General features: G+C 42.9%; 25 protein-coding genes and 1 pseudogene. 15 read left to right on the forward strand and 11 right to left on the reverse strand.

The window, feature by feature from the left end:
- Positions 1–218 precede the first annotated feature (218 nt).
- The 4 genes from EWV66_RS09620 to EWV66_RS09635 all read left to right on the forward strand — a co-directional run bounded on the left by EWV66_RS09620 (position 219) and on the right by EWV66_RS09635 (position 2,414).
- Positions 219–518, forward strand: a complete 300-nt coding sequence (locus EWV66_RS09620) for a type II toxin-antitoxin system HigB family toxin (RefSeq protein WP_287107309.1) — start codon at positions 219–221, stop codon at positions 516–518.
- On the forward strand, positions 502–921 hold the full coding sequence (locus tag EWV66_RS09625; protein WP_287107310.1) for a helix-turn-helix domain-containing protein: 420 nt from the start codon (positions 502–504) through the stop codon (positions 919–921). The genes EWV66_RS09620 and EWV66_RS09625 overlap by 17 nt, the downstream gene beginning before the upstream one ends.
- Before the next feature lie 162 nt (positions 922–1,083).
- The gene (crtR, locus tag EWV66_RS09630) at positions 1,084–1,974 is read left to right on the forward strand and encodes a beta-carotene hydroxylase (protein WP_052275268.1); all 891 of its coding nucleotides are present in this window, start codon (positions 1,084–1,086) and stop codon (positions 1,972–1,974) included.
- Between the two features lie 122 nt (positions 1,975–2,096).
- On the forward strand, positions 2,097–2,414 hold the full coding sequence (locus tag EWV66_RS09635) for a hypothetical protein (protein ID WP_002785814.1): 318 nt from the start codon (positions 2,097–2,099) through the stop codon (positions 2,412–2,414).
- Here the strand turns inward: EWV66_RS09635 and EWV66_RS09640 are convergent, their stop codons facing one another.
- From EWV66_RS09640 to rplI, 4 genes are all read right to left on the reverse strand, one after another.
- Entirely contained in the window at positions 2,415–2,969 is a 555-nt protein-coding gene (locus EWV66_RS09640) for a hypothetical protein (protein WP_052275269.1), read from the reverse strand.
- Positions 2,970–3,103: 134 nt separating this feature from the next.
- The gene (gene xth / locus EWV66_RS09645) at positions 3,104–3,907 is read right to left on the reverse strand and encodes an exodeoxyribonuclease III (RefSeq protein WP_052275270.1); all 804 of its coding nucleotides are present in this window, start codon (positions 3,905–3,907) and stop codon (positions 3,104–3,106) included.
- Between the two features lie 22 nt (positions 3,908–3,929).
- On the reverse strand, positions 3,930–4,514 hold the full coding sequence (locus tag EWV66_RS09650; protein WP_002766818.1) for a chromophore lyase CpcT/CpeT: 585 nt from the start codon (positions 4,512–4,514) through the stop codon (positions 3,930–3,932).
- A gap of 99 nt (positions 4,515–4,613) precedes the next feature.
- Positions 4,614–5,072: a 50S ribosomal protein L9 gene (rplI, locus tag EWV66_RS09655; protein WP_002737358.1), complete on the reverse strand. Its 459-nt coding sequence runs from the start codon at positions 5,070–5,072 to the stop codon at positions 4,614–4,616.
- Between the two features lie 317 nt (positions 5,073–5,389).
- Between rplI and EWV66_RS09660 the strand changes: the two genes are divergently transcribed.
- Positions 5,390–5,677 carry a YggT family protein gene (locus EWV66_RS09660; protein WP_002766817.1) on the forward strand — a complete coding sequence of 96 codons (288 nt, stop codon included), beginning with the start codon at positions 5,390–5,392 and terminating at the stop codon, positions 5,675–5,677.
- Here EWV66_RS09660 and EWV66_RS09665 read toward each other — a convergent pair.
- Positions 5,674–6,114 carry a hypothetical protein gene (locus EWV66_RS09665; RefSeq protein WP_002741759.1) on the reverse strand — a complete coding sequence of 147 codons (441 nt, stop codon included), beginning with the start codon at positions 6,112–6,114 and terminating at the stop codon, positions 5,674–5,676. The two genes, EWV66_RS09660 and EWV66_RS09665, sit on opposite strands and share 4 nt — an antisense overlap.
- 469 nt (positions 6,115–6,583) lie before the next feature.
- Between EWV66_RS09665 and grxC the strand changes: the two genes are divergently transcribed.
- From grxC to EWV66_RS09685, 4 genes are all read left to right on the forward strand, one after another.
- Positions 6,584–6,844: a glutaredoxin 3 gene (gene grxC / locus EWV66_RS09670; RefSeq protein WP_052275271.1), complete on the forward strand. Its 261-nt coding sequence runs from the start codon at positions 6,584–6,586 to the stop codon at positions 6,842–6,844.
- 15 nt (positions 6,845–6,859) lie between these two features.
- Complete coding sequence (gene gshB / locus EWV66_RS09675) at positions 6,860–7,840, forward strand: glutathione synthase (RefSeq protein ID WP_287107311.1); 981 nt, start codon at positions 6,860–6,862, stop codon at positions 7,838–7,840.
- Positions 7,841–8,004: 164 nt separating this feature from the next.
- Positions 8,005–8,316, forward strand: a complete 312-nt coding sequence (locus tag EWV66_RS09680; protein ID WP_002790576.1) for a DUF2499 domain-containing protein — start codon at positions 8,005–8,007, stop codon at positions 8,314–8,316.
- Positions 8,309–8,635 (forward strand): DUF3593 domain-containing protein, encoded by a 327-nt coding sequence (locus tag EWV66_RS09685; RefSeq protein WP_052275273.1) that lies wholly within the window; start codon positions 8,309–8,311, stop codon positions 8,633–8,635. The genes EWV66_RS09680 and EWV66_RS09685 overlap by 8 nt, the downstream gene beginning before the upstream one ends.
- 118 nt (positions 8,636–8,753) lie before the next feature.
- On the opposite strand, the gene EWV66_RS09690 is transcribed toward EWV66_RS09685, so the two are convergent.
- The gene (locus EWV66_RS09690) at positions 8,754–8,876 is read right to left on the reverse strand and encodes a hypothetical protein (RefSeq protein WP_283160188.1); all 123 of its coding nucleotides are present in this window, start codon (positions 8,874–8,876) and stop codon (positions 8,754–8,756) included.
- Positions 8,877–8,878: 2 nt separating this feature from the next.
- On the opposite strand from EWV66_RS09690, the gene EWV66_RS09695 reads away from it, so the two are divergent.
- Entirely contained in the window at positions 8,879–9,883 is a 1,005-nt protein-coding gene (locus EWV66_RS09695) for a glycosyltransferase (RefSeq protein ID WP_052275274.1), read from the forward strand.
- Between the two features lie 429 nt (positions 9,884–10,312).
- Entirely contained in the window at positions 10,313–11,188 is an 876-nt protein-coding gene (locus EWV66_RS09700) for a Tab2/Atab2 family RNA-binding protein (protein ID WP_072926872.1), read from the forward strand.
- A gap of 44 nt (positions 11,189–11,232) precedes the next feature.
- Here the strand turns inward: EWV66_RS09700 and EWV66_RS09705 are convergent, their stop codons facing one another.
- Positions 11,233–12,702, reverse strand: coding sequence for a carotenoid oxygenase family protein (locus EWV66_RS09705; protein ID WP_287107314.1), 1,470 nt, complete (start codon positions 12,700–12,702; stop codon positions 11,233–11,235).
- A gap of 404 nt (positions 12,703–13,106) precedes the next feature.
- Positions 13,107–15,278, reverse strand: a complete 2,172-nt coding sequence (locus tag EWV66_RS09710) for a glutamine synthetase III family protein (protein WP_072927749.1) — start codon at positions 15,276–15,278, stop codon at positions 13,107–13,109.
- A 409-nt stretch (positions 15,279–15,687) separates the two neighbouring features.
- On the opposite strand from EWV66_RS09710, the gene EWV66_RS09715 reads away from it, so the two are divergent.
- From EWV66_RS09715 to EWV66_RS09725, 3 genes are all read left to right on the forward strand, one after another.
- Complete coding sequence (locus EWV66_RS09715; RefSeq protein ID WP_287107316.1) at positions 15,688–16,407, forward strand: PEP-CTERM sorting domain-containing protein; 720 nt, start codon at positions 15,688–15,690, stop codon at positions 16,405–16,407.
- A gap of 140 nt (positions 16,408–16,547) precedes the next feature.
- Complete coding sequence (locus EWV66_RS09720) at positions 16,548–16,793, forward strand: type II toxin-antitoxin system HicB family antitoxin (RefSeq protein ID WP_052275279.1); 246 nt, start codon at positions 16,548–16,550, stop codon at positions 16,791–16,793.
- On the forward strand, positions 16,793–17,014 hold the full coding sequence (locus tag EWV66_RS09725; RefSeq protein ID WP_002732388.1) for a type II toxin-antitoxin system HicA family toxin: 222 nt from the start codon (positions 16,793–16,795) through the stop codon (positions 17,012–17,014). Before EWV66_RS09720 ends, EWV66_RS09725 begins: the two co-directional genes overlap by 1 nt.
- 106 nt (positions 17,015–17,120) lie before the next feature.
- On the opposite strand, the gene EWV66_RS09730 is transcribed toward EWV66_RS09725, so the two are convergent.
- Together EWV66_RS09730 and EWV66_RS09735 are read right to left on the reverse strand one after the other, a co-directional pair.
- Positions 17,121–17,393, reverse strand: a complete 273-nt coding sequence (locus tag EWV66_RS09730) for a Txe/YoeB family addiction module toxin (protein WP_002763656.1) — start codon at positions 17,391–17,393, stop codon at positions 17,121–17,123.
- Positions 17,377–17,676 (reverse strand): type II toxin-antitoxin system Phd/YefM family antitoxin, encoded by a 300-nt coding sequence (locus EWV66_RS09735; RefSeq protein WP_002753456.1) that lies wholly within the window; start codon positions 17,674–17,676, stop codon positions 17,377–17,379. The genes EWV66_RS09730 and EWV66_RS09735 overlap by 17 nt, the downstream gene beginning before the upstream one ends.
- A gap of 166 nt (positions 17,677–17,842) precedes the next feature.
- On the opposite strand from EWV66_RS09735, the gene EWV66_RS09740 reads away from it, so the two are divergent.
- Positions 17,843–18,082 carry a hypothetical protein gene (locus EWV66_RS09740; protein WP_287107317.1) on the forward strand — a complete coding sequence of 80 codons (240 nt, stop codon included), beginning with the start codon at positions 17,843–17,845 and terminating at the stop codon, positions 18,080–18,082.
- On the opposite strand, the pseudogene EWV66_RS09745 reads toward EWV66_RS09740, so the two are convergent.
- A pseudogene (locus EWV66_RS09745) lies at positions 18,079–18,232 on the reverse strand (IS630 family transposase); the annotation flags it as partial. The gene EWV66_RS09740 and the pseudogene EWV66_RS09745 overlap by 4 nt on opposite strands.

Below are 18,232 nucleotides of genomic sequence, written 5' to 3' on the forward strand. Positions count from 1 at the left end.
AAATATTAGTTATTGTGACTAACTCTTTTGGTTAGAGAAAGATAAAATTGAGAATCTTCAGTCAAATTTATTGACTCAAAATTAGCTATACTTAATTTAAATGAATCAACCCTACCCTTATCAAGGGGGGCAGGGGGGATCGAACCTAAAATCCATTTTTAATTTAATTATAACCAGCTACTTATCTAAGTTAAAGACAACAATAAAACTAGCGATCGATGCACGTGATCAGTAAAGTTAAATTACGAGAGTTTTGGCAACGCCACTCGGACGCAGAAGACGCTCTTAGGGATTGGTATAACTTCGCTAGTAAGGCTAACTGGAAAAATTTAGTAGAGGTTCAAGGTCGCTACCCGAAGGCGGAGGCGGTGGGAAATTTTACAGTTTTTAATATCAAGGTAAACAAATACCGTTTAATCGCTGACATCAATTATTCTCGTCAAACCATTTTCGTTAAATATATTCTAAGTCACGCTGAATACAATAAGGAGAACTGGAAAAATGATCCCTACTTCTAATCCATTAACCTATGGTGATTTACTCTTGCAGTATCAACCGAAACCGATTAATAACTCCCAAGAATATGAGCGATTTTTAAGCATAATTGAAGGGATGATGTCACGGGAGTTAAGCAATGACGAAGGACTATTATTCGATTTATTGGTGTTATTGGTGGAAGAATACGAGCGGAAATATTATCCGATCGCCCGAACAAATCCTACCGCTACGTTAGAATCTTTACTGCATGAATTCGATATCGATAGGGAGTGTCTTGTCGATATTTTCGGCGATCGGGATAGAGTAGAATCGGTGATGCTGGGGAAACAGGCGATCGCTCCCTCTCAAGCCGAGTCTCTGGCCGAATTTTTTAATCATTTAAGTGCGAAACTGGCGTTAAGCGCCCGTGATTTTCTCTTGTAGCCTCGTTTTTCCTTCGGGGACTGAGGGGGAAGACCATATAACAAATCCTTACTTTCTTCATAGCTTTAGATTAATTAAGATAATGTTACAAAACTTTATGAAAAAGGCGTAGTATGATAATTTACGCCAGTAAAGCGAACACAATAAGGAGCAACACCCATAATGCAGTCGGCCGAGATGTTGCTGACAGTCCCCAAAGAGTATTTAAAAGCACCGGGGGGCTTCAACCCAAACGTTACCATGTTTTTCAGTGCCTTGAGCCTAATAACCCTATCTACCTGTGGCTATTGGCTATGGTCCTGGCCGGACTGGATTTGTTTTAGTGCTAATGTCCTCGCTTTACATTTATCGGGGACAGTTATCCACGATGCCTCTCATAATTCTGCCCATAGGAATCGGGTATTTAATGCTATTTTAGGTCATGGTAGTGCTTTAATGCTCGGTTTTGCCTTTCCGGTCTTCACTAGAGTCCATTTACAGCACCATGCTCACGTTAACGATCCCGAAAATGATCCGGATCATTTTGTCTCCACTGGTGGACCTTTGTGGATGATTGCGGCCAGATTTTTTTATCATGAAATCTTCTTTTTTAAGCGGCAACTCTGGCGAAAATACGAACTGCTGGAATGGTTCCTCAGTCGTCTTTTTGTGGCTACCATAGTCATCGTCGCCTGTCAATTCGGTTTTATTGGCTATGTGATGAATTTTTGGTTTGTTCCCGCTTTAGTGGTGGGAATTGCCCTCGGTTTATTTTTTGATTATCTTCCCCATCGTCCTTTCCAAGAGCGTAATCGTTGGAAAAATGCCCGAGTTTACCCCAGTCCCCTCTTAAATCTGCTGATTTTAGGGCAGAATTATCATCTCGTGCATCATCTTTGGCCGTCGATTCCCTGGTACAAATACCAACCGGCATACTATGCCACTAAACCGCTTTTAGACGCAAAAGACTGTGAACAGTCTCTGGGTTTACTGCAAGGTAAGAATTTCTGGAGTTTCCTCTACGATGTCTTCTTGGGGATTCGCTTTCACTCCCATTCTTCTAAAACTTCTTGATCTCACTTATCGTAATGGTGAGGTACAAAGTTTTCATTTTAGGGATTCAGTGGTCGATTTTATGAGAAACTCTCTATCTGTACTGGTTTTGTTGTCAACCTGATTTTTTGAAGGAGGATTTTATGGGTCAACATTGGGGAAAAGCCTTAATTTTAACAACAACTTTCTTGACAATTAACATCAATTATGCTAGGTCTTTAACCTTTGGTGAGGCCGTTGGTATTGGAGCGGGGGCGTTGTTAATCAACCGAGCGGTACAGGATAATAGACAACGTTATCGATTTGTGCCACCAGAGCAAGAATTTCAGCGCGGACTAGAGGACGGTTTTAACTTTGCCCGCTATGATAATCCGCGCAATTCCAGAGACTACGATGACGGTTTTATCGAGGGACGAAGACGGCGGGAGTCGGGTTGGTCCAGTCCCAACCGGAGAAGTTAATTATTTTTTTGGTCTGCGTCCCACTTCGGCGGTTTCTTGAATGGAAAATATCCTCAATTTGCCGTCGATGGGAGCGACTTTAGCCACTGCTTCCGATGCCACTATATAGTTATCACCCTCGGTGTTGGTAATATTGACTACCCGCTCGCGAGTGATAATCGCCATCTCGTCATTAGCAAGAATATCCACGTCCCAATTCTCAGAAAGAACCTCTATACTTTTGATATTTTTGTAGGATTCCTCTAAAAATATTTTATGTTCCGTGATGCCATCTAACTCAAAAATTTCGGTACTAGCATCGGTTTTAATGGTCAATTGCGAGGAAATAAACGGGGCATAGTGTTTGAGGATTAGGGCGATATTTTTATCTTTAATAGCGGTTTCAATGTCTTGAATCATTGCTTTAATTTCCGCTTCACTGATTTTTTGTCCCCCATCGCGATTACTCGATTGTTTCACTGGCACTATCGAGGGACTAGCATGGACAAAAGCGGGGGAGATGCTGGGGAGAAAGGATAAACCGAGCAATAGAACAATTAATTGGGGAGAACGCATAATTTAATAAACTTGGTAAATTCAACCCGAATCATAGCATTTTCTCGTTACCGAATAAATCCTCAAGGTGAAAGTCCCCGGTTAGGGAAGCTAAGAGAGCAAAATTCTGGCTGTGCAAAGTCTAGGTTGATCCTTTAGCTATTTTTGCTTGATATTTCTAGAATAACAGGGGTATGATCGCTAGGTTTTTCTTGTTTTCTGGGTTCTCGATCGATCAGACAATTAACGGCTTTTTCGTATAGCTGAGGAGTTAAATAAAGATGATCGATTCGCCAACCTCGGTTACGAGCAAAACCACCGCTGCGATAATCCCACCAACTATAATGTCCTGCTGCCGAGGTGAATTTTCTAAAGGCATCTTGTAAACCAATTTCTAAGACCTTTTCTAAAGCTTCTCTTTCTTTAGCTGAAGACATAATATGATTTTCTTTGCCCTTGGGATCATAAATATCTTTATCTTCTAAGGCAATATTAAAATCACCACAGATACATAATTCTTGGGGTTGAGAATTAATTATTTTATCTAGATATTTCCTAAGAGTTTCTAACCATTTAAGCTTATAAATATACTTGTCACTATCTAGGGAAGAACCGTTAGGAACGTAGAGATTAATAATCCGAATATCGCCGATTACTCCAGTAATTAAACGTTTTTGTTCGTCTAGTTCTCCCGTTAAATTTTCGCCGATAATTGGACTAAATCCCACAGTGATATCGTCCATCGGTTTTCGGCTAAAAATCGCTACACCATTATAGGATTTTTGTCCAGAAATATAGAGATGATAACCCAAAGATTCAAAAGCTTCTCTGGGAAAATCTCGATCGATTACCTTAGTTTCTTGCAAGCACAAAACCTCAACGGGATTGAGTTGTAACCAATTAATTACCTGCTCTTGTCGGCTGCGAATCGAGTTGACATTCCATGTGGCGATTTTCATAGCTAAAAACCGAGAATTTTTCTCACACTTCCTCAGCAAAACTACTGCGACGCACAAACTCAAAGGGACCGGCGATCGAACCCCAGACTAATTGATCGGTTTCGGGATCTAAACCGCGATCAACGCTAATTAATCCCTGTTCACTAATTTCAAAACTATTATCCAAATAAGTCATTCTATCTTTGCGAAAGATTAAACATTGTTTCCCCGGTTTCACCACCCCTTTAAAACTGTTACCTGTCCAAGTTACATTCATATCACAACCCGGCATCGGTTCTAATAGGTCTAAGCTGAGATTTTTGAGACGTTGGGGTTCTCTAGAAGCACCAAAAAAGTTAGCTTCCTCTTTAACTTTAAAGTTTTCTAGTTCAATATGGTCATCGACTACCGATAATTTAAATACTCGCAAACGATAGGGAGTATTGAGCATAAAATCGTAGGCCTGCTCTAAAAATAAACTGGTTCCCTTCAGTAATTCATCGGGCAAAGGACGCATACACACGCGAATATGGGCAAAAAAAGGCGGATTAGCAAAAGCTTGTTCTTGATTACTAAAATCCGCCGCCATCCATCGTGCTAGGGTTTTTATGTCCGTGGAATGAGTCATAATTGTTGATATTTTAATGGTTATTAGCTAGCAGCCATTAGCTAGTTAATCGCTCTGATAAATTTTCACTGATTACTGATAACTATGCCCCGATAATTGTTATTGTGCGATTACTTTAATTTCGATATCGGCACTAACTTCGGGATGGAGTTTGACTTGTACTTTATAGACTCCCAATTGACCGATATCGGGGACGGTAATACCACGGCGATCGATTTCTAATTTAGCATTTTCTAGAATAACCGTAGCCACATCTTGACTGGTGACAGTACCGAAAATGGCCTCGTTTTCACCCACCTGTTTAGGGATGGTGTAGGGACTGAGTTTTTCGATCGCAGTTTTTCTGGTTTCCGCTTCTTGTTTTTCGGCAAGGAGACGTTGACGCTCTTTTTCTTTCCTAAATTCTGCCTGTTTAATCGCACCCTTGGTGGCTAAAACGGCCACCCCTTGGGGGATAAGGTAATTGCGCGCATAACCGGGTGCCACTTCCACCACATCGCCATTTTCACCCAATTTGCTGACTTTTTGATTGAGGATAACCTGCATTCGTTTCGCCATGATCTTGACCTAAAACAATAGTTCCAAAACCTTTATCATACCATGCAATCGTTTTTATCTGTCCTCCCATCCGGACCGTCAGTTAGCTATGGAAAAACTACTTGAACAATCCGAGTCTCCCCAAAAGGAAAACTTCGTACCTCACCATTAAGATAACTGCTGTATTCAGTTTTCTTACCCGGTGTCCGTCAACCAGAAGGAATAGCGATAGCTGGTCAAAACCACTAAGATAGGACGGCGAGAGTAACTTAAGACGATTTTTTTGGTAAGATCAAAGCTAAACTAACCATCACGCCCTCTTGAGGGAATATTTATTTATGAGCGATATAGGGTTTATTTTGACGATAATCAACAATTTCCTGCAAATTTACTCGGTAATCCTAATTGTTAGGGTTTTACTGACTTGGTTCCAAAATGCTGGTTGGGCCTATCAGATTATGTCTTTTCTCAGTCCGATTACCGATCCCTATTTAAACCTTTTTCGCTCGATTATCCCACCCCTAGGCGGGATGGACTTGTCCCCGATTCTCGCATTCCTGCTGCTCAACGTTGTTCAGAGTGTCGTAGCCACAGGGGCCACCAGTCTGGTCAGTAGCGGTTTCTAAATCCGCGGATCCACACTACTGGTAAAACCGGAAGCTTTGAATTTTTCCAGTCGCAGGGGGGTTGGTTGATTGGTAGAAACAGAAATTCTGATCTCGAAATCACTAATCCCCGGTGGCACTTCGGGAATTGCCCCGACTCGGCTACGATTTTGTAAAGCTGGTTCCCCGTTAGCATCGTAAATCCGACCAAAAACATCGGCATCATAGACGGTTTTTCCAGAATTATTTTTAGCTTTGCCGGTGATTAAAAAACAATTAGCCGGAAAACTGGTTCCCCCACTGGTGACACTCCCCTCGGCTAATTCGGGGGGACAGTCTTTGTAAGATACATCTAATAGTTGAATTGGGGTCAAAGCTTGAGCAGTAGGGATGATAAGCCAGCTAGACAGCCAGAAGAGAACAGAAAGCAGTAAAACGGTGAGCGAGCGTGGTGTCATAGATCAGTGATTTTACGGTATGATTTCCCCAATACTTAGATTATCGTGGATCGTCACCCTTTGAAATCAGCTTTTTTAGCACTTTCATGGGAATGGATTCCCGCAGACGCTCCCGATAATTGCGACTGGTTTCCCTGGGAGGTAATAGGTGTAGGGCTAATTCATGAATTAGCCCTACAATAGGCGTTGTCAAATGGAAAAATGATCCGAATCAGCACCGGAACTGAAATTACTTTGATAGCAAGGATTGCATGGCATCTTTCCTCTTCTGATCTGACAACGCCGTAAATGAAAGTGAGGATGACTCCCACCCTGTTAGTTGCCGTATTCGCTTTCAAAACGGTGAAGAATGGCAAATACAAGCAATATATCAGTGGAATCGCCCTAATTGGCGTTTTCTGACTTGAAGGAAGATCACTGCTCGGTTATCGGCTAAAATTAAGAACTGTAAAGAAAACAGATAAATTTTATGGCCGCTAAAGTTGAGATCTATACTTGGAGTTCCTGTCCTTTCTGTATCCGCGCTAAAGCATTACTCAAGAAAAAAGGAGTGGAGTTTACCGAATATTGTATCGATGGTGATGAACAAGCGCGAGCCAAAATGTCCGATCGAGCCAATGGTCGTACAAGCGTACCACAAATTTTTATAAACGATCAACACATCGGGGGCTGCGATGACATCTATGCTTTAGAGAGAAGTGGTGGTTTAGCTCCCCTGTTGCAGAATTAAGGATAAAAACTATTAATGAAACTAGCCTTTATTATCGATCCGATCGAGTATTTAGATCCGGGCCATGATACCAGTGTAGCTATCATGGAAGCGTCCCAATTATTAGGCCATGAAGTCTGGATGACTTCCATCACGGATCTCAGTGCGATTGCGGGAAAAGCTTGGGCAAAACTAACTAAAATTGAACTGGTTCCTGTGGAGTTAAAAGATAATCATTGGGAGGCTGTATCTCAATGGTATCAAAGACAAGAAACAGTTTTTACCTGTCTAGAAAACTTCGATTTTGTCTGGATGCGAAAAGATCCACCCGTGACGATTGCCTATCTTTATGCCACCTATTTATTAGACTTGATCGACCCCCAAAAAACCCAAGTAATTAACTCAACTAGGGGTTTACGCCATGCCAATGAAAAGTTATATACTATTCACTTTGCTCAGGTAATGCCTGCTACAATTGTTTCCCAAGATAAAGCGACAATTAGGGAATTTGTCAACCAAAAAGGGGCGGCAGTTATGAAACCTTTGGGGGGTAAAGCAGGGGAGGGAATTTTATTTCTTAGTCCCGAAGATCGCAATCTCAATTCAATGATTGAAATTAGCACAAAATGGGGACAAGAACCGGTAATGATCCAAGATTATTTACCAGCTGCCAAAGAAGGAGATAAACGCATTATTGTCCTCAATGGTGAACCCATCGGGGCAGTTAATCGCATTCCCACCGGTTCGGAATTTCGCGGTAATATGGCGGTGGGTGGACGAGTGGCAAAAACAGAAATCACCGATCAAGAATTAGAAATCTGTGCCACTTTAGCCCCAAAATTACGAGAAGATGGCCTATATTTTGTCGGATTAGATGTGATTGGTGGCTATCTGACGGAAGTTAATGTCACCAGTCCCACCGGCATTCGCGAGATCGATCGATTAAACAATGTTAGCTTAGGTCAACAGGTAATTAAATGGCTAGAAAATTTTGCTTGTGCCAAGGCTCTGTCTTGACACACAATATTTAAGGCTCTTTATTAAAATATCCTTCAGGTAGAACCTGAATAAAGGGTTCCCAGGTAGAACCTAGGAACGAGATAAGAACTCAAATCTGATAACTGATAACTGATAACTGATAACTTACCCACTGATAACTGATAACTGATAACTGTAAAAAAATGAATGCTTTATCAATACCGACGTGGATAGTTCATGTATCGAGTGTCGTAGAATGGATAGCGGCGATCTGGTTAGTGTGGACCTATGGCGAAATCAGTAGCGATCGATCGTGGCGAATGTTATCTTGGGGAATGTTACCCGCTTTAATTGGGGCCATGTGTGCCTGTACATGGCATTTTTTTGATAATATCAGTGCCTTATCCTGGTTAGTCACCCTACAGGCAGCCATGACTGTCTTAGGAAATTTTACCCTCTGTGCTGCCGGTTGGTGGCTGTGGCGTTCCAGTAAAATTAGCGTTAACAATGAATAAAGAGAGTTTATTTGCCATTTCCCTGTTTCCCTATCTGGGGTTTCTTTGGTTGATCACTCGTTCAGGAAAAATGCCCCGTTTAGCCTTAATTGGCTTTTATGTGCTGTTAATCTTCGTTTTTATCACCATTCCTGCCGGTATCTACGCCAAAATCCACTATGGTAAAGAATTAGCCAACGTCGATTGGTTACACGGCAGCGCCGAACTTTTCCTCACCCTCTCCAATATTCTTGTCGTTTTAGGTTTTCGTCAGGCAATTTTAGCCAAAAAGGAAACAGAGAACAGGGAACAGGGAACAGGGAGCAGTGAACAGGGATAAGGGGTGTAGGGTGTGGGGTGTGGGGTGTGGGGTGTGGGAAGTGGGGAAGTGGGGAAGTGGGAAGTGGGGGGTATTTTCAGGGAACAGTGGACAGTGAACAGTAAACAGTAAACAGTAATCAGTGAACTGATGACTGATAACTGATAACTGATGACTGATAACTGATAACTGATAACTGATAACTGATAACTGATAACTGAATTGTGATACAATCGCCCCAAAACGTCCCCGCGTCAGTCAAATATGTCCCCGATTACACCGTCCATCAGTGTCAACGAACCCAACCCGCAGGCTGCTATCCAGACTTTATCGGTAGTGGTTCCCATATATAACGAAGTGGACAGTATTCCCCATCTCGTGGAGAGTATCGCCTCGATTTTGCGTTCTTATCAAATTAACTACGAGATTATCTGTGTTGACGACGGTTCTAAGGACGGTTCTACCGAGGTTTTAACTAATTTAGCCAAAAATCGCGATGATCTCAAGGCGGTAATATTGCGACGCAACTACGGACAAACCCCCGCCATGGCTGCCGGATTTAATTATGCCACGGGACAGGTCATCATTACCCTCGACGGCGATTTACAGAACGATCCCAATGATATACCCCTATTATTGGCCAAATTGGAGGAAGGTTATGACCTCGTGAGTGGCTGGCGCAAAAATCGCCAAGATGACAAGGTAAAACGGCTTTTACCCTCAAAAATAGCTAATTGGCTGATTGGCAAGGTAACAGGGGTCAAATTACACGACTACGGTTGTTCTTTGAAAGCCTATCGAGCCGAATTAGTCGCCGATATGAATCTTTACGGGGAATTACATCGCTTTTTACCCGCATTAGCTTTTATTGAAGGGGCAAAAATAACCGAAATTCCCGTTAATCACCACCCTAGAAGGTTCGGACAGAGTAAATATGGTTTAGGTCGCACAATTCGCGTGATTATGGACTTATTTACTGTCTTTTTTATGAAAAAGTTCCTCACCCGTCCGATGCACATTTTTGGATTCTACGGACTGTTATCGATGGTAGTGGGGATTATTTTAGGTACTTATCTGACTATTCTCAAACTCGGTTTCGGACAAGAAATCGGCGATCGACCTTTGTTAATCTTGGCCGTGTTATTCTTTTTAACTGGGGTACAATTACTCTGTTTTGGTCTTTTGGCAGAAATTTTGATGCGAACTTACCATGAATCCCAAAAACGTCCTATCTACCGCGTTCGTACTGTTGTCGGGAATAGGGGATAGGGAGACCACTTCGTTATGAATTATGAAGTGGGGAAGTGGGGAAGTGGGGAGATGGGGGAATTTCAACTAAAACCCCAACACCCCCCGCAACGCGTAGGACTGATTCATTCTCCGAATCTAATTCTTTTTTTGCTACCTTTAATCGCTTATGAGGTAAGCATCGACTAAAAACGTTGCCAGATAAAAATTTGAGAGAATGACATTTGATAGAATGAAACGACCCTACCCGGCTCTTCTGGTTTCTGTGTGGAAACTAGGTCTATACTGATAGAATATCCGCAAAATAGTCCTAAAAGTCTTTCCCAGTAAACATTTCACGATTCCATAAGCAAAAATTATCACACAACGCACGCAGTGACCACCCTAAAACCCCAACACCCTAACCCCTCACTGATAACTGATAACTGATAACTGATAACTGAAAAAAATATGACTATTTGGGAACTTGATTTTTATTCGCGGCCGGTGGTGGATGAAAATAATAAAAAAAGATGGGAATTATTAATCTGTGAAACTCCGGCAACAATCGATCGCCCCTCCGATACAATATTTAAATATGCCAGTTATTGTCCTAATACGATGGTTAATTCCCAATGGTTAGGAGAGGCAATTACTGCAGCTATCAAGGCAGCGGGAGTAACTCCCAAAAAAATTCGTTTTTTCCGTCGTCAGATGAATAACATGATTAGCAAAGCTTGCGAGGATATCGGTATTCCCGCTTCCCCTAGTCGTCGCACTCATGCTTTAACGAGATGGATAGAAGAAAGAATGGTTAATTTCTATCCTCAAGAAGTTGGTTATGATCAAAATTTAACTAAAACTGCTTCCGTGAATTATCCCCCTTTAAATGCTGTTCCCCTTCCCGATGCTGTCCGGGGAGATAAGGCAGATAAATGGGCTTTTGTTACGCTAGAATTGTCTTCTTTTCATGATCTAAAAGATTGGGATATTAGCTTCGGAGAAAATTTGCCTATACTAGGGATGGGATTAGATAAGAATCTAAAAATCCCCGGTTTAGTTATTTTTTCCCCCCGCGCTTTACCCCTAGCTGGTTGGATGTCAGGGTTAGAAATGGCCTATTTAAAGTTAGAAACTGGTTCCCGTCCCGTGCTACGTTTAGAAACGGGTGCTAGTGATAGCTGGATTCTCGTCAATGTCACTAATGCCAAGACTTTAAACGAAGCCAAAAACTTTGAAGAAGCTAAACAAAAAGCCAATAATCTGCATTTTTTAGCCGTTCAATCTAACCCTGAATCGCAATCCTTCGCTGGTTTTTGGCTATTACAAGAAGGCTCTCAAGAGTAAAGTTTAGTCAAGGTGGGTTTTCAATCCACCCCTAGACAATTAACTTAAAAACATTGTCTGGCCCAACTACCGTGTAACCCGTAGGGAATATGATGTTTAAGATGGATAACCCCTAGGGAATTAGTGATATCTTTAGCATCTAAGATTACCACATTCGATCGATGATTGGCCGCATCGTAGGTGACTACCAATAACCAACCATCATCTTCAGCAATTCCATCGGGTTTAGGCACAAAAATTGGTTCACCCGCAAATCCCCGGGGAGCAAAAGAATGTAACTGTTTTTCTCCCGTTAATAGGTCCAGTTTTAGGATTGCTTGCAAAGGAGCATTACCGGTGGCATGATGAGCGGCAGCGATGTATAAATAACGGTAATCTCGACCAACTTTTGCAGGATGAATGCTGGGAAATTCACAACAATGCTCTAGAATACATTCTCTTGTAACGGTATTTTCTGATAAATTTAGTGTAAATCGCCACAGATGTCCGGGTGCTAAACTATCAAAATCTACCGATTGAAAACTGCTATTTGAATCCAGTTGTGGTAAGGATTGATAACAAATAGAATCAATATAAATTTTCTCCCCTTGTTCAAAAGCATTGCTATGATGGAAGACAAAACCCGATGGAGTTTCTAAAACTTTCACTTCTCCTTTGTTAGCATCCCGGGGGATAATAATAATCCTAGTTAACTTATCTGGTTGATTGATGACGCATTCTCCCGCACCTTTTAACCCAAAAAGAAAGGGAAAAGGATTATAACCAACCGGGTTTTGGAAAAAGATAGCGTAGTGGGGAGTAATAACAAAATCGTGGATAAAACAAAAGCCCGGTATACTCTGGGTATGACGACGTAATAACTTACCCGTGGGACTAATTTCGTAGAGAGTAATTGAACTAGACAAACCCGTTTTGATAGCAAAATTTACCAGACAAGGTTGATGATTATCGAAAATACAAGCGGGATCGATGCGAGGATGAGCGGCAAAAGCATCGCCTTTTTCTAAGATACCATCGAGATAGTCTAAACCAATAGTATCAAGGGTTTTAGAATCGAGGCGATGGGGTTCGGCCGCTTCCCAAAGTGCCAGTAATTTATCACCCCAGTAGATAACATTAGTATTAGCAATATTTTTCAGACGCAAATCAAAAGCATTGCCGAAAATTCCCCCCGGTTTTTTCGTGCCGAAAACACCGCGATAAAGGGGTTTTCCCGCTTCCTTTTCCTTGAGATAACCCTCAGTTTTCACAAAACGATTACGATAATGTACGCGGCCATGGTTGAAGCTAATCGCGCTGATCATACCATCCCCATCAAAGGGATGAGCGATCGCAGTGCCAGCGATATCGAGTAAACCGGGGCCGTTTTTAAAGACTGTACCCTGTAAATCGGGGGGAATTTGCCCCTCGATGTCTTCTACCTCGTAATCGTACTCGTTAGGTTGGGATTGATAGCCTTTTTGCCAATCCTGACGATTATAGGATTTTTCGCCAATTGTCGGAGTTAATACCATAGTAGTTTTACGTTTGTATTTACTTTTCTTAACATAACTTAAAACTACCAGAGCTAACGAAGGCAGGAGGCAGGAGGGAAGAATCTGACTAGAAGGCGAGGTTTTAGACAAGGGTTGTTGGGTGCATCTCACATTTGCAGAAATACCGACAATCAGCAATTATCAGTGACCCTTAAATTATTACAGATATATCAGCAGCTGCCTGTAAGCATCCCACCGAAAAACTAATGCGCTCTAGGGTTTGGGTAGGGTTGATTCATGAATCAACCCTACTATAGAGTTCTTGCATAATTAATTTTTGAGAGGGCAAAAATGAGATGCACCCAGGGTTGTTTCGATAACAGCTAAAAAGAAGGGGGTGGCCAATCATTTTTCCAGCTATTCACCCCCTCCTTGCCGTCATGTTATTTAACAAACAACATTTCTTGATAGGTAGGCAGCGGCCAGAAATTGTCGGCCACTTCCCCTTCCAGTGTGTCAGCATATTCGCGCACCTTATCCATCAAGGGACGGATCGTTTGAGCGGAATACTGCATATGTTCCTCGATCGAGTCAAAATCGTCTTTAGCCATGGCCTCACTCAGTTTGCTAACGCCATCCATCAGTAATTTAATTAAATTCGAGACGGTTTGGGCCCTTTCCTTATCCATCTCGATGCCGATCGCCGCCGCATTAGCGATCGCCAAAGACAATTCCGACAAGTAGCGAACGGCAGCGGGATAAATAATCGTTTTAGCCATACTCACCACCAGTTTCGCCTCCACCTCGATGGCCAGCAAATACTGTTCCGCATAGACATCGAAACGACTTTCCAGTTCAACGGGGGTAAGCACACCCATGCGGGCAAACAGTTCTTCGATATAATCAGCCTTCAGCACGGGTAAAGCATCGGCGGTGGTGCGGAGATTAGCCAAACCGCGCTCTTCTACCGCCATTTTGTGCCATTCCGGGGAATATCCGTTACCTCCGAAGATCACATTTCTGTGTTTGTCCATGATCTCCTTGAGAACACCCTGGGCAGCAGTCTTGAGGTCTTCCCCTGCTTTCATCCGGCTTTCTAAGTTATCCGCCACCCAAGTCAGGGAATCGGCTAGAATCGTGTTCATCGCCACCAGCGGCCCGGAAACTGACTGATTAGAACCCACGGCGCGGAATTCAAAGCGATTGCCCGTAAAAGCAAAAGGAGAGGTACGATTGCGATCACCAGGATCTTTGGGGAATACCGGCAGGGTATCGACACCGAGATCCATCAACCCCGGGGCATCAGAACCCTCAATTCGGCCTTGGCTAATTTGGTCGAATACCTTTTCTAACTGGCTGCCCAAATATACCGAAATAATGGCGGGGGGAGCTTCATTTGCCCCCAAACGGTGATCATTGCTGGCGGTAGCCACCACTGCGCGTAAAAGCGGCCCGTACTTGTGAACGCCACGAATCACCGCCCCACAGAATAACAAAAACTGCATATTAGCGTGGGGAGTATCGCCCGGATCTAACAAATTGCCCTGGGTAGCGTTGCCTACCGACCAGTTAACGTGTTTTCCCGAACCATTAATTCCCGCAAAGGGTTTTTCATGCAGTAGGCAAACAAAACCGTGTTTTTTAGCCGTACTTTTCAGCAAAGTCATAATTAACTGCTGATGGTCACTGGCCACGTTAGCAGCCTCGAAAAAGGGGGCAATCTCGAACTGTCCGGGAGCGACTTCATTATGGCGGGTTTTGGCCGGAATGCCGAGGCGATACATTCTTTCCTCCACTTCCTGCATAAACACCTGAACCCGTTCGGGAATCGCACCAAAATAATGATCGTCGAACTGTTGACCCTTAGCGGCGGGTTTACCAAATAGGGTGCGACCGGTGAGCAGTAAATCGGGGCGACTATGGGCAAAATGAGCATCGACTAGGAAATATTCCTGTTCAGCGCCGCAGCTGGAGTTAACGGGGGCGACTTCCGTATGTCCTAATAGTTTAAGCACCCTGGTGGCGGCTTTACTCATCGATGAAATCGAACGTAAAAGGGGCGTTTTTTTGTCGAGGGCCTCTCCTGTCCAAGAGATAAAAACCGTGGGGATACAGAGGGTGACACCATTATCCGTCTCCATAACGTAGGCGGGACTGGTGACATCCCAAGCGGTGTAACCCCGCGCTTCAAAGGTGGAGCGAAGTCCGCCGTTAGGAAAGGAAGACCCGTCCGGTTCTCCCTGTACTAAGACTTTGCCCGTAAATTCCGTGATCACCGAACCGTCGCTCTGCACGGAGATAAAACCATCGTGTTTTTCGGCGGTGGCGTTAGTCATCGGATAGAAGACGTGAGCATAGTACAGCGCCCCTTTGGACGTGGCCCAATCTTTCATCGCTGCCGCTACCGCACTGGCGATGGAAACGTCTAATTTTCCCCCGGTTAAAATCGTGTTTTTGACCGATTTGAATACGTCTTTGGGAAGACTGGCCTGCATTTTGCTCAGGGTAAACACATCGGTTGCCCAGAGGGCCTCTAAACGTTGAGGAATTTTGCTAGGTAGGGGTTTACGATCCGTTACTTGAGAGATAGCTTGAACACGCGTTCCATAACTCATAAGTATTTTTCCTATTGTGTTGTGTCGTGGATAAAGGGTTACTTTACTTAGGCGATGACAAGTTTCCTACTGATTTTGATGTTGAATTCCGGTCAGAGGCTATTCTCCGCTTAATAATTTTGATCCCACGGCACAAGCTTCTCTGCGGTTTTTATCTGCTTGCGCCGGCCTCTTTTCCGATCAATTAGCAACACCAGCCTTCATCTTAAGAACAGATAATCCAGAGCTTTGTATCAAACATTACAAATATCCCAAACCCGATCTTCCACCAGCGATCGCACTGAGAAAACGGGTTTCTTTGAGAAACCCGTTTTCTGGAGATAAAACTCTATAGCAATCGATAAAAAAGCGATATTTGACAAAATCGGGGGGGGAGTAAAATGCTGGTGGAATTTGCCCAAAATTGCCCATGAATTTTACAACTAACTTCAAATCTCTCTCTCTGGCTGGTGTTGTCTTCGCTGGCACAGTTAGCGCGATCGCTGGACTGACTATCCTCCCCGTCCAAGCGCTGCCGATCATCTACAATCCGACTCCAACCTTAACGCTTAATGCAGGCTCTGCTACTCCCAACGTTGGAGCCTTAGTCAACACTGCCAACGGCAATGGGTTGACTGGACCTGGAAACGCTTTGCAGCAACAGCACGTCGCAGGTATGGATTTTTCTAATTTCTGGGGAGTACGTTTAGAAATCGGGACGACTCCTGCTGATGTCAATCTTGATTTTGATTTTGGCAGTTCTGTGTTCTTAGATACCTTGGCTTTGTGGAATTACAACGCTTTTAATACCACAGCTACTGATCGCGGAATCAAGGATTTCACACTAATTCTCTCCAATAACTCCGACTTTAGCAGTCCAGTTTATGTATCAGGAACCCTAACACTACCTGAAGGTACGGCAACTAACATACCAGCGACAATCTTTTCCTTTCCTTTAATTCAAGCCCAATATGCTAGAATTGATGTAGCAAACAATTGGTTCGTTGGTTGGACAGCACCAGGGCTTATTGGTCTCTCTGAAGTTCGCTTTGCCCAGACTGTTCCTGTTCCTGAATCAAGTTCTGGCCTGGGTTTGCTGGCTTTAGGCTTACTGGGGGCGGGAGCGGCACTTAAGCGCCATTGGAACTGAGAAAACGGAAGAAAACGGGTTTCTTTGAGAAACCCGTTTTCTGGTAAGCTGAGAAACAGGGCAAAATTATCGCCAAGTTCAAAACAACTGATCATCAAATCGACAATCTTCGAGACAATCACTGAGCTTTATTCCTGTCAATGATGCTAACAAAATATCTAAAACAAGCAATGGAACTGGCAACTTATGAAGTTCTAGAAGACGGTACTTTTTATGGAGAAATTCCGGGATTTGAGGGAGTATATGCTAATGGGACAACTCTCGAAGCTACTAAGGAACAGTTACAGGAAGTTTTGGAAGGCTGGGTTATTTTAGGACTACGCTTACAGCATCAGTTACCGATTATTGACGGTATCAATCTAACCCCTCAACAAAAAATCGCCTGATGCCACCTTTTGCCCCCATCAAAAGGAAAGAGTTAATTCGCCAGTTGAGAAAGCTGGGATTTTCTGGTCCTTTGGTAGGAGGAAATCATCAATATATGGTGCAGGGAAAATTAAAAATCTGGATTCCTAATCCACACCAAGGAGATATCAGTAAAAGCTTGCTGGCTAAAATTTTACAACAAGCAAATATTAGTAGAGAAGAATGGGAAAAATTACGTTAAACAATTCTGTCTTGGAAAAGTTAAAAACTGTTATCAATTAAGCAAGATGAATGCCATAGAAAACGGGTTTCTTTGAGAAACCCGTTTTCTGGAATACATAAGCTGTTTAAGTATAGTGATATCGTGCTGCTAAAAACTCAATGCGGTCATCTTTGACTCGATAGACTAGACGGTGTTCTGTGGTAATTCGGCGTGACCAAGTATTAGCTTCAAGATACTTTATGGGTTCTGGTTTGCCTATTCCAGTAAAGGGATCGGCGGTGACAGATTCTACGAGATCGAGTAGGCGAAAGGCGATTTTTTTATCTGTTTTGTACCACCATCTTAAATCTTCTCGAAATTGACTGTCAAAGACAATTGCCCTACTCTTGGCGTTCAATTCCTAACTCCTGACAAAGTTCTGTAACTGTCTGTCCCGGTATTGTTTTAACGTCCCTCTCCATTGAACGTTCCAGTGCTGCCAATAACTTTCGAGCATTCGCAGGCGATCGCAAAAGATAAACGGTTTCTAATAAGCCAGTTAATTCCTCTGCGCTTAATAGTGCCATATCTTTATGACCAGGGCGAGTAATAATCGCCATACTATTCTCGCTTTCCAGTCGATCCAGAAGGCTCGCTAAATTTTCTTGAGCTTGAGTGTAGGTAGTTTGGATAGAAAACATAAGGCGAGGGCAACGAGTTGATTTGATTTTAGCTTATTTCATCAACTGAGAAAACGGGTTTCTTTAAAAAACCCGTTTTCTGGAATAAGAGGCGATCGCTAGGGGGTGCTAACTCGCGCTAAACTAGATTAAAATAATTAATTAACTCCCAATTATTTGTTTAACCATGAGTCAAGCTGCTGCTGCAATCAATACTAAACTAATTGATTCCCTTGCTCAAATTATCCTTTCCTTAACTGACGAAGAACAACAGCTTCTCCTACAAAAAATCCAGCATCCAGCCTTATCTGATGTCGATTTTCATCAAGGTTTTCCCTTTGATGTTCAAATTCCTAATACAGAAACGCTCGCCGCCATTGAAGAAGTAGAAAAACATCCTGAGCGTCTTAAGCGTTATATACTTTAGACGTTCATAATCTGAGATTTATTAAACTTCCGAAATCGTAGAGTCAGCAAGGAATCCAGTTCTTTTTTATGTTTCAGATGGGCATCATTCAGACATTCATAAATAGCTGAAGAAAAGTCAGAAAAGTTCTCATAATATTTACCATATAAA

It is taken from the genome of Microcystis sp. M_OC_Ca_00000000_C217Col (assembly GCF_007095585.1).
Lineage (GTDB): Bacteria > Cyanobacteriota > Cyanobacteriia > Cyanobacteriales > Microcystaceae > Microcystis > Microcystis panniformis.